This window comes from Vibrio sp. VP6 (genome assembly GCF_028823755.1).
In the GTDB taxonomy this organism is placed as follows: domain Bacteria; phylum Pseudomonadota; class Gammaproteobacteria; order Enterobacterales; family Vibrionaceae; genus Vibrio; species Vibrio parahaemolyticus.
This window is the reverse complement of sequence record NZ_JAPEID010000004.1, coordinates 63131-76309: the sequence shown is the minus strand read 5'-3', so window position 1 is coordinate 76309 and position 13179 is coordinate 63131. Positions and strand designations below refer to the sequence as shown.

The window sequence follows — 13179 nt, the reverse complement described above, 5'->3', positions numbered from 1 at the left end:
GTATTGAGACAAAAAAAGAATGGGGAGCGTGATTGCTCCCCATTGTCATTTTTATCGTTGCTGGTGGTATTACTTTTCTTCGACTGATTCACATCCTTTAGGCACAGTGATGGTCGATACATCCTTGCCTTCCTGTTGCGCCGCTTTCACCTCCATTTTGTATTGAGTGCATTTGCCTACACTGACGTTAACTGCACCCGAATCTGCTGATGGGTTACCGCCCAGTGTTCCACCAGCAAAGGCGGAAGAGGTAGAGAAAACTAACGCTGTAGTGATAAGTAGAGTTAACTTGTTCATGGTTGATCCTTACGAGTTGGTTGAGTGTGTTATTTGGGAATTGAAAGTTAGAAGGTGTAGACAAAGGTGCCAGCGCTGGAGGTGACTTCGATTTCTTTCACGCTGTCCACGGTGCAGTTGTTACTGTATCCGGTGTAGGTCTGGCCGAACTTCAATGAAACGTTTCTTGATAGCTCTGAGGCTGTGCCTGCGGGTAATCGGCAGTTGCCTCGGTTAATCACCACATTGCTGATTACGGTGTTGTCGGTGATGGCTTGTAGGTCAAAAACCAATGTTCCCCAATGCGAGTTAGTCGATATCGACACTTCAATATCTGCTGTTGCTGTTTGAGTCTCTTCTTGGTCGCCACAAGCGGTGAGTCCGATAAACAGGATGGTCATAGCGGCGTATCGGAGTAGGGTGTTGGCTAATGTCATAACGGTGCTCTCCTTATCGGTGAGTGAAATTCAGGATGCACTGACTCCATCGTGTTCACGCATGAACCGCTCAAGATTGAAATCAGTCGGATAGGTAAAAGTAAACGTCGATACACTGGCCTCATCAATTAAAGGCAAGGCTAGGGTGCGTATCTTGTTTTGACCGGATAATCGAAAGAGCAGCAAGAGCGCGTCACACTGAACCGAGAGTCCCAATGGCTCAATGAGCGCCTTCTCTTGCTGCAATACTTGGCTCGATATTTTGAGCATACGGTTGTGCAGTAATGCCGTGTGTACCGCATTCAACACGTTCCGTTGCTCATCACTCCACTCGCGAATAGTGGGCAAAGCCACATGTACTTTGGCTAACCATGCTTGCTCTTTTGAATGTGCTGAACCTATATAGGACAAGGGTTTGTCTCTCTCCGAGGATGACCCTTGCCCATAATTCAGTGCATCAGGAATCAGCGGCAGTAAGTACTTGTTGGTCAGTTGCCAATAGAGCATTTCTTGCTTGTTGAGCTTCAGTAATTGCTCTGAGGTTTTGCGATAAACATGGGGCATGCTCATCGAATCACACTCCACGTTAAACACTTCCACAATGATGTCATCGAGGTAGCGTTTAATGCTGCGCGTGGTGCGGTGGATATCGAGTAGGGCTAACTGCTGCTGCAACTCCCTAACGGTGATCCATCGATGTTGAGGAATAAGCATCAGCGTGTGCAGCAAAGCGGATAACCCTTCAATGCTGGTTTTATTGCTCATGACTACGCTCTCAATACATCAAAGCTCCACACCGGAGTCGGACATTTAATGTCGGGAGAATAGAGGTGGGTCAGACACATAATGTCCAACGGTGAAAACAGCATCAATCGGCATCACCAAAGCGTGAGCCGATTAACATTAACGAGGCTTATGCTTATCTCTGAGCTCTGCAACTGTTGCCAATAACCCAATCAACAGCACCACCAGAAACCCTAAAGTAGATAGGGCTCCAATAGCACCGAAGAACGGGGAAAGTGAAAACAGCGTGATGAGGGCGGTGACAAGTTTGATGGTTTGTAGAAGAAGGGAAGTCATGAGTTATTGCGGAGTGATGGCTATCTCGTTGTAGGAGTCCATATCGACATAGGCAAGAAAGTTATTCTCCCATAGGCGATACAGCTCTTTGGCATCACGGCTACCTTGCATTGGTAGCCAACCACGATAAGCAACAAAGAACTGTCCAACCCGAAAATCAAAATCCAAGTTGCGCTCTAGCTCTGGATAGTAGTTTCCCATATAAGCAAAGTCGGTGATGTATTCAATGCTCCATTCTCCTGTTGAGGTTTGGCAAATCGCCATCTCAACCGGATGGAAGCCGCCTTCTTCCGCGCTGTAACTTTTATCACGAAAGTTAAACACCAGATAACGGCTGGTGGTCAGTGCTTCATTACTCAGCAAATGAGCGGTGAATCGCTCGCTTAGCAGCTTATGCAGTTTCTTCGATACAGGTAGTGTGGATGTTGTGAAGGTTAATTTGGACATAGTGAGTCCTCCTTGTTTCAGGATTCAAATAATAAATGAGACAGATAGAATTATTGGAATGTGCCGACCATTGTCAGTTGCACATCATCAAAGAGGTTTCTGGAAAGGTGACGAGCAAAGGCTTTCATCCATACCGAGAGTAGCTCTTGTACTTCTGGATGTGATAAATCAGTGCTCCCCACATCGGGTTGATAGCACCAGCGATTCGCAAGGTGAAAGTACAACTCAGGCTCAACAGTTGTGCTGCTGTCATCGGTATAAGAGAAGCTAGCAAAGAACACCACCAGCCAAGGGCTTGAGACTGACTCACGTTTAAGCTGTACTTCAATCGGATGCAAACCTTGTCGATGTCGGTAGTAACTCATTTGGCGGCAGTTCAGCACGAGTCGTTCAGCGTTCTCTGGGAGAGTGTATCGATTCAAAAGTGCTTCCAGTGACACATGTAATGCATCATCAATAGAAAGCTCATCATAATGTTGCTCAATCATAGCCATCCCCTTTCAGCAAATGAGGTGCAGGTATCGCCTGTCACGATATGGTCGAGAACGCGAACATCCACCAGCGCTAAAGCGTCCTTGAGTCTTTCGGTTATGCGTCTATCGGCTTGAGACGGTGTTGAGTCTCCAGATGGATGGTTATGGGCAAATATCACCGCTGCGGCATTCACTTCTAACACCGTTTTCACCACTTCACGTGGATAGACGCTGGCCGCATCTACGGTGCCATGAAACAGCTCTTTAAATTCAATCAGTCGGTTTTGGTTATCCAGTAGCAATAAGGCAAAGACTTCACGCTCATGGCTACCTAGCTTACAGCGCACATACTCTTTGGTGGCATCAGGATTGGTGAGAGCATCACCACGCACGTATCGTGTTGCCAGTATCTCTGCGGCATGCTCTAGGATTTCATTTTCCTGATAGTGTTGCTGCTTTTGGTAATCGGACGTTTTGGGATTCATTTCGGGCTCCTGTCGGAATCAATGGTGGGTATTCACATTGATGACATATGCCTGAATATTTTTGGATTTAGGGTGATGATGTGATACTCAAATTTGCCAACGATTTTTCGGATTGGAGTATCGTGCTCATTTTTATTCAAGGGATTAAGGATAGAATTGATGACATCATGTTTCCAATTGTGGAACTGAAACGATAGAGTATAAACATTAGACTTATATGTGGGTTCGGTCTATTAAGGTGTGATATTGTTAATATAAGCTGCTAACACATTATTAATATTTTTCAACTGGTTATGAGTTGGCAATGAAAAGGTAACTAATGGATACATTACGACTCGCGCTAGATTTAGCGCTTTTAGGTGAGGCTACTAACGCTAAATATACAGTTGTTAACTTTGGTCTGTCGGCGGCTATTTTTGGGCTTTTGATTGTGATATTGGATTTTTGCACTTCGAAAGCTACGAACAAGAACAGTCTACTCAAGTTATCTTACAGTGGATATGCTGGCATATGGGTCATTCTATTATGGGGACTGGGGGCTGGTATCGCCGGAACTGTTGGGGCTGCGGCTGATATCTTTGAAATTAGCCGGACGGCTAGTGTTTTTGTTGGTGCAGGCTGGCCAGTTGTGTTACCAAGACTCTTGGCATCTTCCAGCCAAGACCTTTCTCGTGAACGAGTTCCTACGGAGTAATTTATGCTGAATTTTTTACTAGGTCGCTCCAGCTTTAAGAAAAAGGCGCAAGTGATCGAATGTATTCGTAGTTTTGAAAGATTCAATGAGATTGAGAACATTGACGAAGCGGATGCTCTTTTAGTGTTTAAAAGCGAGACGCAGCAATGCTGGCTAGTATTTACTAATTTGAGAATGTACTTTGTTATCGATGATTCAGAGCAATCACTTCTCAAAACTCTATGGGCAAGGGATAAAGAGAACATAGTTGTTAACGGAAGAGTGAATCTACACCTAAAAGAGGAGCGTCAGTCAAAGGAAACTGGCAGGCTCTACTTTGGCAAAATGAACAACAGCATACTGTATACCTATTCTTTGTTCAGTAATTCCAGTCCATCTGGAGTTATTTTGGCATTAGCAAACAAACATTTCATAGATCAATAAGGTTGAGCTTGTGGCTGAGATATTTAATGAAAAACATGACACATTCACATTTGATGTGGATGCTCAGTTAATCACAGAGCTAGGCGAAAGACTCGTTAGTCGAAATCATATAGGCATTTCTGAGTTGATCAAAAACGCTTACGATGCTGATAGTCCAAGCGTTGATGTGTCGCTGACTAACGCATCTGAGTACGAGAACTTAGACAATTCTGAGCTGATTATCACAGATAAAGGCTTGGGGATGACTTTTGACACAGTGTCAAAACATTGGATGACCATAGGCACCAGCAATAAACGTAATAACCCAGTTAGTCGACTATATGGTCGTCCTGTAACGGGTAATAAAGGTATTGGCCGATTTGCCTGTCAAAGACTAGCTGAACACTTAGAGCTAATAACATGCGCCGGAGTAGCAGATGGCTTTGAACATACTATTGTTGAGTTTGATTGGGACGATTTCATACCGGGTCGGCGTTTGTCCACAGTAAAATGTCAGTACAAAACTTATATCTCTACTACAGGACCAGTTGGGACAACTCTTAAACTGAAAGGTTTGAGAGATCGAGTGACGAGTCGTGACTTTAAAATGATTCTGAAAAGCATCACATTAATTTCGATTGCGATCCCAACTAAACGTAAAGGATTTAAAGAAGATCCCGGTTTTACTGCTCAAATAGAGGCACCTGAATTTGAAGAGTTGACAGGTAGTGCGATCTTCAAAGCTGATGAAAAAATGTTAAGTGCAGGCTGGGGAACTTTAACTGGTTGTGTGAAAGACAATGGAACGCTTGCTTTTCAGCTTGAGAGCAAAGACTCAGACACTCAGTCTTATACTTACAAAAATGATAAGTTTATACCTTTAGCTGGTATATCATTTAAAATTCACATCGTACCGTTAAAAACGCGCGATGGCATAGAAAACCTAAGAGATCCTACATTTTTAACTCGCTCTGTTTTAAAAGATATTACGGAAATACATTCGGGAATTAAATTATACCTTAATGGATTTAGAGTGTATCCGTATGGTGACATAAACGAGGGTGATGACTGGCTGGATATTGCTCATGATATATCTCGTCGCCGTGGACCAAGTGATTATAAAGAGCTTCAAGACCTAGCTGTACACATGGGTATTCCTTCGCCGAATAGAGCGATGTTAAACCATCCGGGTACTCGTTCATTGATCGGTAATGTCATCATAGAAGGGAAAGCCGTTGATGCATTTCAGGTAAAAATGGACCGAGAAGGTTTGCTTGCTGATAAAAATTATTTGAGTCTAAAAGATGCGATTAGAATGTCTTTAGACTGGGCAACGATTAACTATGAAGCTTGGTTGTTACGTTGTCGTAGAGAGCGACATGCCAAAGTTATTAAAGATTTCGAAGAGTCTGTTGGAAACAAGTTCGAAAGTACTGAAAGCAGAATTACGAAGGCCATCAATACACTTTGGTCTCAAGAAGAGATTGATGATGAATTACCTGCTGCTGATGATGATAAGTTACTAGACCCAAAAGAGACGGAGTCTCCACAAACTGACACTCGAACCCCCAAAGATAACCTTCAGGCTAAAGTAGAACGACCTATAATCCAACCCTCTCTAACGGAGGAGGGGATCGTTACATCTGTAGATAAAGCTCTGAAAACCCTGTCTAAGGAAGCTCAAGCTCAGAAAAGCTCTGCTCAGGCATATCTTCTTTCAGAATATAAAGAACTTGAAGCCGAGTCAGAGTTGTTGCGAGCTGTATCTGCAACAGCGCCACTGTTATTTGTATTTGCACATGAAGTAAAAGGAATCGCGCAGACTCTTATTAGCCAATCCGCTCAGCTCAAGTTGATCGCTGACAAGATTAATGATGAAGATGTCAAACAGGAATTACTATCTATAGCGAACAGTGCGGAAATGCATAAGCGGTCTTTTGATGACTTATTCGAATTGTTTGAGGTTTTTTCAGATTCGACGAGTAAGTCAGCGAAAAAAGTTACTTATAGAAGCTTATTCAATCGTATCCAAACTGGGTTCCGCTTCTTCTTAAAGCAGTATGGGATTACACTACAGTTTGAAGACGTAAGCCCTATTTTAGGGGTGCCGAAACTAAACTCAGCGGAAGCATACTCTGTTCTTATTAATCTCATTTCAAACAGCATTAAGTCACTTATTGCCAGCGATTCAGAGCAGAGACTTATTCAAGTTGGAGTTGTAAAAGAAAATGATACTCACTACATAACGGTTAGAGATAATGGTATTGGACTCAAGAAAGAGCACTGGAAAAAAGTATTTGAACCGAGAACGTTTGATCCAGAAGGGAAATTATACAGTTCAGTCTCCTCTAAACTTGGTGATGAAAAATTAAGCAATTTAGGGAAAGGCTCTGGCTTGGGATTAAATATAGTCCAGAATATTCTTAAGAAACATAAAGGTGGTGTTGAGTTTATAGAACCGTCTTCTAACTGGAATGCTGTAGTACAAGTAACTATCGGAAATTAAAATGAAAATCCTAGTCATTGATGATAAAACGACTGAAGAATCTTATCCAAGAAAGGGGCTACTTGATGTTCTTGAGCAGAGAGAACATATTACATGTGATCTTGTTGAGCCTGATCCGGAAGCTCTTAAACAAAAACTTGTAGACAGCCAATCTGGTGAGTATGACTTAATTATAGTTGACTACATGCTAGATAAAGCTCGATCTATTTTTAAGACAGGGACCGCTTTGTACTCACTCATTCATTCTTATGCACACAGAACCCCAATTTATTTAATTTCGGTAAAAACTGCTCCAACTAATCAAATTGGTGATTTTGACCTGTTCATTAATGATGATGCAATAAATAACTCTCATGCTTTTAAAGCGGAGATTCAAAGTCATATTGAATTAAGAAGTTGTACTTCATCTAACGATTTTTTGAGACTGATTCAATGTCCTGAGACACTTAACGATGAAATTGGAACTATTATAAAACCTATACTAGCAAGGTCAGATACCACCACTCATTGCGATGATAGCCAAATACCTAAGAATGAAATAGTAGACAGTTTGAACCTAAGATTATTTAGATGGCTAGCTCGCTCTTTACTGAGAAAAGAAGGACCGCTAGTAAGTCGCGCAGGAGCGGCTGGGCTATTAGGCATTAGTGTTGAGTTCTTTGATAGTATTGCAGAACAATTCGACAGCGCCCTTTATAAGGGGGTGTTTAGTCAGTCGTTTGAGAAGAGGTGGTGGGGAGTTTTACTTGAAGATACGATTTTTGAAAAAGATGACCCCAACCACTATTTAAGTACTTTACCATTCAAAGAAGCGTCTTCAAAACTCCTTGGAGCAACAGAGAAAAAGGATTTCTCAGTATGTGTTGAGTGTGGTGCACTTTACCCAGATGGGTTGGGGATTGTCACAGATCAAGAACATGAACTATTACCTGTTCATATAGCTTGCTCTGAATTTAATGACGCACTTCCACAAGAACCATTCTTCCGAAATCCACGCATTATTGAGGTAGCGTAGTGTGTATATGATCGATCGTAAATTTACTCGTGAATATTTAATTGCACTGAAGGATTTTTCCAAGCTCATTCTTGCAAAACATTTAGCCTTACCTCGGTCTGACAACGATCAGTTGTACTCATTTTTCAGCGAGTTACACAATAAACTTGGGCTAACATTAAGACAACGAAATGCTTTTATCGAAGATATATCGATTAATCCTAATATCGTTTTTCCCTATGTGAACCCCAAGGTAGGAAACAGGAAGTTTTATATATCGCTTGGGGGGTCTATTAATTTCGACCAAGGAATTATCTGTAGGCAGAGCTTATGCTTGAATCTTATGCTGGAACACAATTCAGAAGACAATACAGAAATACCAGAAGAGTGGAATAGTTACCCCATTGTTGATGGTTATCACATTCTAAGACGTTTTCATTTTGACCTTGATGTAAAAAATGACGACATCAGTAAACCTAAGTTTCATCTACAATATGGTGGAAACTTTGAACCCAGTTATCTAAAAATGAACAATGTAGTGCATTACAAGCTGTTTTCGCCGCTGGATCATCCAAGGCTTCCGCAACAGCCTTACGATATAGTGATGCTGTTAGATTTTGTCTTAAAGGAATTTGAATTGGGGGGGGAGGAAGTCATAAATGATAGAAGTTGGAACAGACATGTTATCGGTTGTGAAAAAATTTGGCTGATTCCATACTACGACGCAATTTGTAGTCGCTTACAAAACGCATCCAGAACAACACCAATACATAGGCTTGGATAAAGAGAATAGGCTAATAACGGATTAGCCTATTCTTTTATTCACTGTAGCTTCTCACACCTTTATATCGTTCGCATCGTAAATCATGGACAGCTAGCGCGAGATAGCGGCATTGTTCTACTGTGATCAATCCATGTTTTATTAGTACACTATCAACTAACTGAGTGACACGATAGACGTTATCTTGTTCTAAAGCAGTTTCGACCTCTGCTTTTAATGCGTCTAAATCATCGATACATTTTTCAGAAAAAAGTACTTTTATTTGACGCCCGGCGGAAGGTTCAATCTTTAATACTCCAGAGCTATATGACCGTCCTTCAAGCTCAGCAGAAAACTGGGTAAACGTAGACAACATTGTTATTGCCATTGCACGCTTGTACTTAGCACTTACTTTCTCACGAAAGATAACTTTATGAATTGAGTTTGTGCAATTGAACTGCCTACCAGTATTGACTACCATTCTAGGCCCGCGATGAATCATGTAGGACATGAAACAATCGGCTTTAATGCCATCAACGCCCCACCCCGGAGCGAACCAATGAGGACGTTTCTTGAACGTACGATTGTTTTCTTTTTCATCATAGGAAATGCCAGACAGGTACCTGGCAACCGGAGATAAGCAGTCAGCCATTTGTTCTTCGGTTGGTAGTACCAATAAAACACGTTGGTCGGCTTTTGCACATTTTCGATGTCTAGTTTTGTTGTGCACTATGCCTTGAAGGTGATTGAATCGGCTAACCACTGGCTTTAAAACATCCTCAGGCAAACGATGCTTTTCTGCCGTAGAACGGTTGATGATAAAGTAGTTATTTGCTCCTGTAACCATACCAATTTTTATATCGACGTAATGTCCGAGTGCTTTCGTTGACTCTTGTTGGAGCAACGCTTGATAGGAGAACTTTGCAGCGGATGAAATGATGTTCAATTTGTAGTCACGAATATTCATAGCTGATGCTTCGTCATTATTCGCTATCGCTTGCTTGAGTTCTGTAATATTTTCAACAACATCCACGGAAAGATTGCATGGGGAAGTATTCTCTTTGTGAAAGCCTTGAGCTAACAAAATAATCGAAGTTTCTTGAGCGCCTTCTTCTTTAAAGAAGCGTTCTGCAAGCTTAAGTACTTTGATTTTTTCAAAATGCCGCTGATGGATCTGAACCAATTTTTCAGCATAGTCAGCATGCAATAAACTACTAGGCAACACCCAAGCAACTCGGCCGCCTTCTTTCAAAAATTCTAAGCTATGTAATAGGAAAAAAGCCCATAGGCTGGCATTCCGCCCCATTGTATGCTTAGAAAAAGGAGAATTACGTAACACGTTGTCGCAAGATAGCCGTTGTTCATCTGTCATGTTATGCATTGAAACATATGGAGGATTGCCAAGGATTACATCAAACTTGTGGACAGAGAACTCAATAGGTTTGACTTGGATGAAGTCTTTTAAAATGAATCGCTGATTAACATCGACGCTCTTGCTAAACTTTTTATTCAAAATCTCGAATGCATGTTCGTCAATATCTACACCATAAAGTTGTTTTTCAGGAGTGGAGCAGCCGAGTTCGTGCAGCCTTGCGATACTACTCTCAAAAAAACCACAACCGCCAAAACTTGGCTCTAAGATATCTTGGTCAGCTTGCAGAATTGCCCAGTCGGCAAGAACTTGGCTCAATGCAGCTGGTGTATAGTATGCACCCAGTTCTTTCTTTTTGGGTAGTGAGTGCGGGTTCATTTGTGTTCCTATTGAATATTAAACAGTCTAACTCGTAAAGCCGCCACTTCATTGCTAATTATACTCGAGTTAGAGAACTCTTTTTAAATATCATCGAGAGATGGTATTAAATAAGTTTAATTAATACAAAAAGTTATGCCGTGTATGAGATTGTGATAATTTTAACACAGAAAAACGATTCTCGATAGAGTAGATAAATCAGTAGTAAAAATTACATGTTGGATATCAAAACATTTAGTTGGTCTGTAATGCGACGAAAAAATTTCATTGGATAAGTTTAAAGCAAAAGATAGGATGTACATATCGGTTCACTTTCCTCATTTTCCTTGCGAGTATTCTTTCTAACCTAGGAATCTTGAGCAAATGGGGGCGATTCCCTTAAACTTAAAGATAAATTTTTTGATAGCTAAGAAGTCACTATACTATTTCTGATCAGATTAGTGACTTTCTCCAATGCTTCTTTGCGCTCTTCCAAGTAGTCATATCGATCATAGATACCTTCAACACCTTTCAGCTTGTGATTTAAACAGCGCTCTGCGATATGGCTAGGAACTTTTACCGAAGCGAGTAGGCTACGGCAGGTGCGGCGTAGATCGTGAACCGCAAAATGTTTGATATCGCCCATTTTATTTGGTGGTTGTACCTTACGACCGGGCTCTCGACCAAATAGCTTTGAAATAGCTCTGTTCAGTGTGTCTTTGCCCATGTGAGGTACTTTGCTTTCCCTTCTGTTTGGGAAGACGTACTCCGAACGACAAGCTCGCATATGCAGTTCTTTAAACCACTCTACGCACAGCTCCGGAAGCGGAATAGTGAAACCTGTCCCTGATTTGCTTCGTTCCGCTGGTAGGTGCCATAAAGCATTATCTAGATCGAACTCAGTCCACTTTGCTTCTGTTAGCTCTGATTTACGAACGCCAAGACAAAGAAGCAGAGCACAAGCTAGGTAGTTGTCTCGATTGAAGCTATAAATGTTTTGGTTGAAGACGGAAAAAACATGTTTAATCTCTTCCAGTTCTAAGACCCGATCTCGGCTCTCTTCAATGCCACCAGCATCATAGTTGGAAAATGCTAGTGCAGGGTTAGACTCAATAACACCAATCTTCATACCGTGCTTAAAAAGCTGCTTACAATACATTAATGTGTCATTGGCTGTGGTTGGACGGCCACTGTCAGCGACTATTTGGATGATGTTACGGATGTCTAAAGGGGTGACACGTTTCAACGTGTATTGACCAATTTGCGGAGAGATCTCTTTCTGATAGATACGCTTAGGTATATTGGGGTGCTTGAGCCTTTTGGACAAATCCTTGTACCAGTCTTCGAAGAGATCATCGATTATTTGTATATCGGCTTGCTTACTCCGTTTTCTTTCTGCAATTGGGTTAATCCCTTCGCTTATTTGCTTTCGAAACTCAGCTGCTTTCAACCTTGCATCTGCAAGAGAAAGCTCATCGACCTTGCCAATAGTTACCTCCTTTCTTTTCTTAAAAAGGGTATACCTTAGCATCCAGTATGGTCGACCTACTCTAGGAATCATTAGATAGAAACCATCACCATCGGCATGACGACCTGTTTTTTGATCTTTTACTATCGCCTTAACTTGGTTGACGGTGAGATTCCCCATCTCTATCTCCTTGAATTTATAGCTCTAATCGAAGTTATCATTACATCACCCTCCAGAAGTGGGGAGTATGTTGTGATATTTATACTACGGTGGGGAGTAAATAGCAAAGTGCTACCCACGATACTCCCCGTTTGTTCATGGCTGTTGATGAATTTGATGGATGTATAGGGATGGAAAAAATAACAAAGCCCTTATCAATAAGGGCTTTGTGGAAGTGTGTGGAGGAGAGGGGAATCTATTCGATATTTTGGATCTGTTCGCGCATTTGCTCGATCAGAACTTTCAGTTCAACGCCCGACGCAGTGATGTCGGTGCTGATCGATTTAGAAGCGAGCGTGTTTGACTCACGGTTGAATTCTTGCATCATGAAATCCAGACGACGACCGACTGCGCCACCTTTTTTCAGGATGTTGGTCGTTTCTTTCACGTGAGAATCCAGACGATCTAGCTCTTCTGCAACGTCTGACTTTTGCGCTAGCAAGATAAGCTCTTGTTCTACACGAGAAGCATCCAGTTCAATTTTCGCATCTTCAAATTTTGAGAATAGACGTTCACGTTGCCATTCTAGGATTTCAGGCATGCGAGCACGAACTTTCACCACTTCTGCGGTAATCGCGTCTAGGCGTTGTTCGATCAGCGCTTTCATGTTGTCGCCTTCACGGCCACGCGCTTCAATAAATTCACTAATTGCTTCATCAAATGCAGCAAGCAGCTCTTTGTTGACCTCATCCATGTTTTGCTCAGGAGTTTCCATCACACCAGGCCATTGCATGACTTGAAATGGATTGATGCGGCTAAGCTCACCAGTCATGTGCATAACTTGTTCAGCAGCTTTAATCACTTGGGTTGCCAACGCTTCATTGATGCTAAGCTCGGCTTTTGCTGCAGGGTTCGCTTCGAAACGAAGGCTACATTCCACTTTTCCTCGCGCTAGACGTTTACGAAAACGCTCGCGTAGAACTGGTTCTAAAGCTCGGAATTGTTCTGGCATGCGGAAATAGGTTTCTAGGTAACGCTGGTTTACACTGCGGATTTCCCATACCGCTGAGCCCCAGTCGCCTTTTACTTCTTTGCGCGCATACGCAGTCATACTGTAAATCATCGAATTTTCCTGTCTTCATTTTTTGAAAATTACCTAGAGAGTGTATCACGGAGCGGCAAGAGGTGCGCGGGCTGTCTTACATCAGTGTCTCGCAAATATGCTCCCAGGAAATGTTTAGAGGGAGTGAAGTTGTGACCTAGGAATCC

15 protein-coding genes are annotated in these 13179 nt (G+C 42.1%); 5 read left to right on the top strand and 10 right to left on the bottom strand.

The window, feature by feature from the left end:
* Nucleotides 1-69: 69 nt before the first annotated feature.
* From OU793_RS04075 to radC, 7 genes are all read right to left on the bottom strand, one after another.
* On the bottom strand, nt 70-297 hold the full coding sequence (locus tag OU793_RS04075) for a hypothetical protein (RefSeq protein ID WP_140151400.1): 228 nt from the start codon (nt 295-297) through the stop codon (nt 70-72).
* Nucleotides 298-344: 47 nt separating this feature from the next.
* Complete coding sequence (locus OU793_RS04070) at nt 345-713, bottom strand: hypothetical protein (protein ID WP_025792482.1); 369 nt, start codon at nt 711-713, stop codon at nt 345-347.
* 30 nt (nt 714-743) lie between these two features.
* On the bottom strand, nt 744-1478 hold the full coding sequence (locus tag OU793_RS04065; protein WP_025792483.1) for a WYL domain-containing protein: 735 nt from the start codon (nt 1476-1478) through the stop codon (nt 744-746).
* 138 nt (nt 1479-1616) lie between these two features.
* Nucleotides 1617-1793: a hypothetical protein gene (locus OU793_RS04060; RefSeq protein WP_033904945.1), complete on the bottom strand. Its 177-nt coding sequence runs from the start codon at nt 1791-1793 to the stop codon at nt 1617-1619.
* Nucleotides 1794-1796: 3 nt separating this feature from the next.
* Nucleotides 1797-2240 carry a DUF2787 domain-containing protein gene (locus OU793_RS04055; protein ID WP_025792484.1) on the bottom strand — a complete coding sequence of 148 codons (444 nt, stop codon included), beginning with the start codon at nt 2238-2240 and terminating at the stop codon, nt 1797-1799.
* 50 nt (nt 2241-2290) lie between these two features.
* Nucleotides 2291-2728, bottom strand: a complete 438-nt coding sequence (locus tag OU793_RS04050) for a DUF2787 domain-containing protein (RefSeq protein WP_168192488.1) — start codon at nt 2726-2728, stop codon at nt 2291-2293.
* Nucleotides 2725-3198: a DNA repair protein RadC gene (gene radC, locus OU793_RS04045; protein WP_108744590.1), complete on the bottom strand. Its 474-nt coding sequence runs from the start codon at nt 3196-3198 to the stop codon at nt 2725-2727. The genes OU793_RS04050 and radC overlap by 4 nt, the downstream gene beginning before the upstream one ends.
* Nucleotides 3199-3517: 319 nt before the next feature.
* Here radC and OU793_RS04040 point away from each other — a divergent pair, with 319 nt between their 5' ends.
* From OU793_RS04040 to OU793_RS04020, 5 genes are read left to right on the top strand one after another with little or no spacing between them, the layout of a single operon-like run.
* The gene (locus OU793_RS04040) at nt 3518-3892 is read left to right on the top strand and encodes a hypothetical protein (RefSeq protein WP_025792488.1); all 375 of its coding nucleotides are present in this window, start codon (nt 3518-3520) and stop codon (nt 3890-3892) included.
* Nucleotides 3893-3895: 3 nt separating this feature from the next.
* Entirely contained in the window at nt 3896-4315 is a 420-nt protein-coding gene (locus OU793_RS04035) for a hypothetical protein (protein ID WP_025792490.1), read from the top strand.
* Between the two features lie 10 nt (nt 4316-4325).
* The gene (locus tag OU793_RS04030; RefSeq protein ID WP_274647727.1) at nt 4326-6800 is read left to right on the top strand and encodes an ATP-binding protein; all 2475 of its coding nucleotides are present in this window, start codon (nt 4326-4328) and stop codon (nt 6798-6800) included.
* 1 nt (nt 6801) lies between these two features.
* Nucleotides 6802-7815, top strand: a complete 1014-nt coding sequence (locus tag OU793_RS04025; RefSeq protein ID WP_025792494.1) for a response regulator transcription factor — start codon at nt 6802-6804, stop codon at nt 7813-7815.
* A 7-nt stretch (nt 7816-7822) separates the two neighbouring features.
* Nucleotides 7823-8578, top strand: coding sequence for a hypothetical protein (locus OU793_RS04020; RefSeq protein ID WP_025792496.1), 756 nt, complete (start codon nt 7823-7825; stop codon nt 8576-8578).
* Nucleotides 8579-8612: 34 nt separating this feature from the next.
* Here the strand turns inward: OU793_RS04020 and OU793_RS04015 are convergent, their stop codons facing one another.
* From OU793_RS04015 to OU793_RS04005, 3 genes are all read right to left on the bottom strand, one after another.
* Nucleotides 8613-10304, bottom strand: a complete 1692-nt coding sequence (locus OU793_RS04015) for an N-6 DNA methylase (protein WP_025792498.1) — start codon at nt 10302-10304, stop codon at nt 8613-8615.
* 406 nt (nt 10305-10710) lie between these two features.
* A complete protein-coding gene (locus OU793_RS04010; protein WP_025792500.1) occupies nt 10711-11931 on the bottom strand; it encodes a site-specific integrase in 1221 nt (406 codons plus the stop codon).
* A gap of 235 nt (nt 11932-12166) precedes the next feature.
* The gene (locus OU793_RS04005) at nt 12167-13033 is read right to left on the bottom strand and encodes a YicC/YloC family endoribonuclease (protein WP_015296114.1); all 867 of its coding nucleotides are present in this window, start codon (nt 13031-13033) and stop codon (nt 12167-12169) included.
* Nucleotides 13034-13179: the final 146 nt, after the last annotated feature.

Bases quoted from the DNA above. Each gene is read 5' to 3' on its own strand.
- OU793_RS04055 (WP_025792484.1), bottom strand. From the start codon at position 2,240: ATGTCCAAATTAACCTTCACAACATCCACACTACCTGTATCGAAGAAA.
- OU793_RS04005 (WP_015296114.1), bottom strand. From the start codon at position 13,033: ATGATTTACAGTATGACTGCGTATGCGCGCAAAGAAGTAAAAGGCGAC.
- OU793_RS04040 (WP_025792488.1), top strand. From the start codon at position 3,518: ATGGATACATTACGACTCGCGCTAGATTTAGCGCTTTTAGGTGAGGCT.
- OU793_RS04025 (WP_025792494.1), top strand. From the start codon at position 6,802: ATGAAAATCCTAGTCATTGATGATAAAACGACTGAAGAATCTTATCCA.
- radC (WP_108744590.1), bottom strand. From the start codon at position 3,198: ATGAATCCCAAAACGTCCGATTACCAAAAGCAGCAACACTATCAGGAA.
- OU793_RS04020 (WP_025792496.1), top strand. From the start codon at position 7,823: ATGATCGATCGTAAATTTACTCGTGAATATTTAATTGCACTGAAGGAT.
- OU793_RS04070 (WP_025792482.1), bottom strand. From the start codon at position 713: ATGACATTAGCCAACACCCTACTCCGATACGCCGCTATGACCATCCTG.
- OU793_RS04035 (WP_025792490.1), top strand. From the start codon at position 3,896: ATGCTGAATTTTTTACTAGGTCGCTCCAGCTTTAAGAAAAAGGCGCAA.
- OU793_RS04015 (WP_025792498.1), bottom strand. From the start codon at position 10,304: ATGAACCCGCACTCACTACCCAAAAAGAAAGAACTGGGTGCATACTAT.
- OU793_RS04060 (WP_033904945.1), bottom strand. From the start codon at position 1,793: ATGACTTCCCTTCTTCTACAAACCATCAAACTTGTCACCGCCCTCATC.
- OU793_RS04010 (WP_025792500.1), bottom strand. From the start codon at position 11,931: ATGGGGAATCTCACCGTCAACCAAGTTAAGGCGATAGTAAAAGATCAA.
- OU793_RS04065 (WP_025792483.1), bottom strand. From the start codon at position 1,478: ATGAGCAATAAAACCAGCATTGAAGGGTTATCCGCTTTGCTGCACACG.
- OU793_RS04050 (WP_168192488.1), bottom strand. From the start codon at position 2,728: ATGATTGAGCAACATTATGATGAGCTTTCTATTGATGATGCATTACAT.
- OU793_RS04075 (WP_140151400.1), bottom strand. From the start codon at position 297: ATGAACAAGTTAACTCTACTTATCACTACAGCGTTAGTTTTCTCTACC.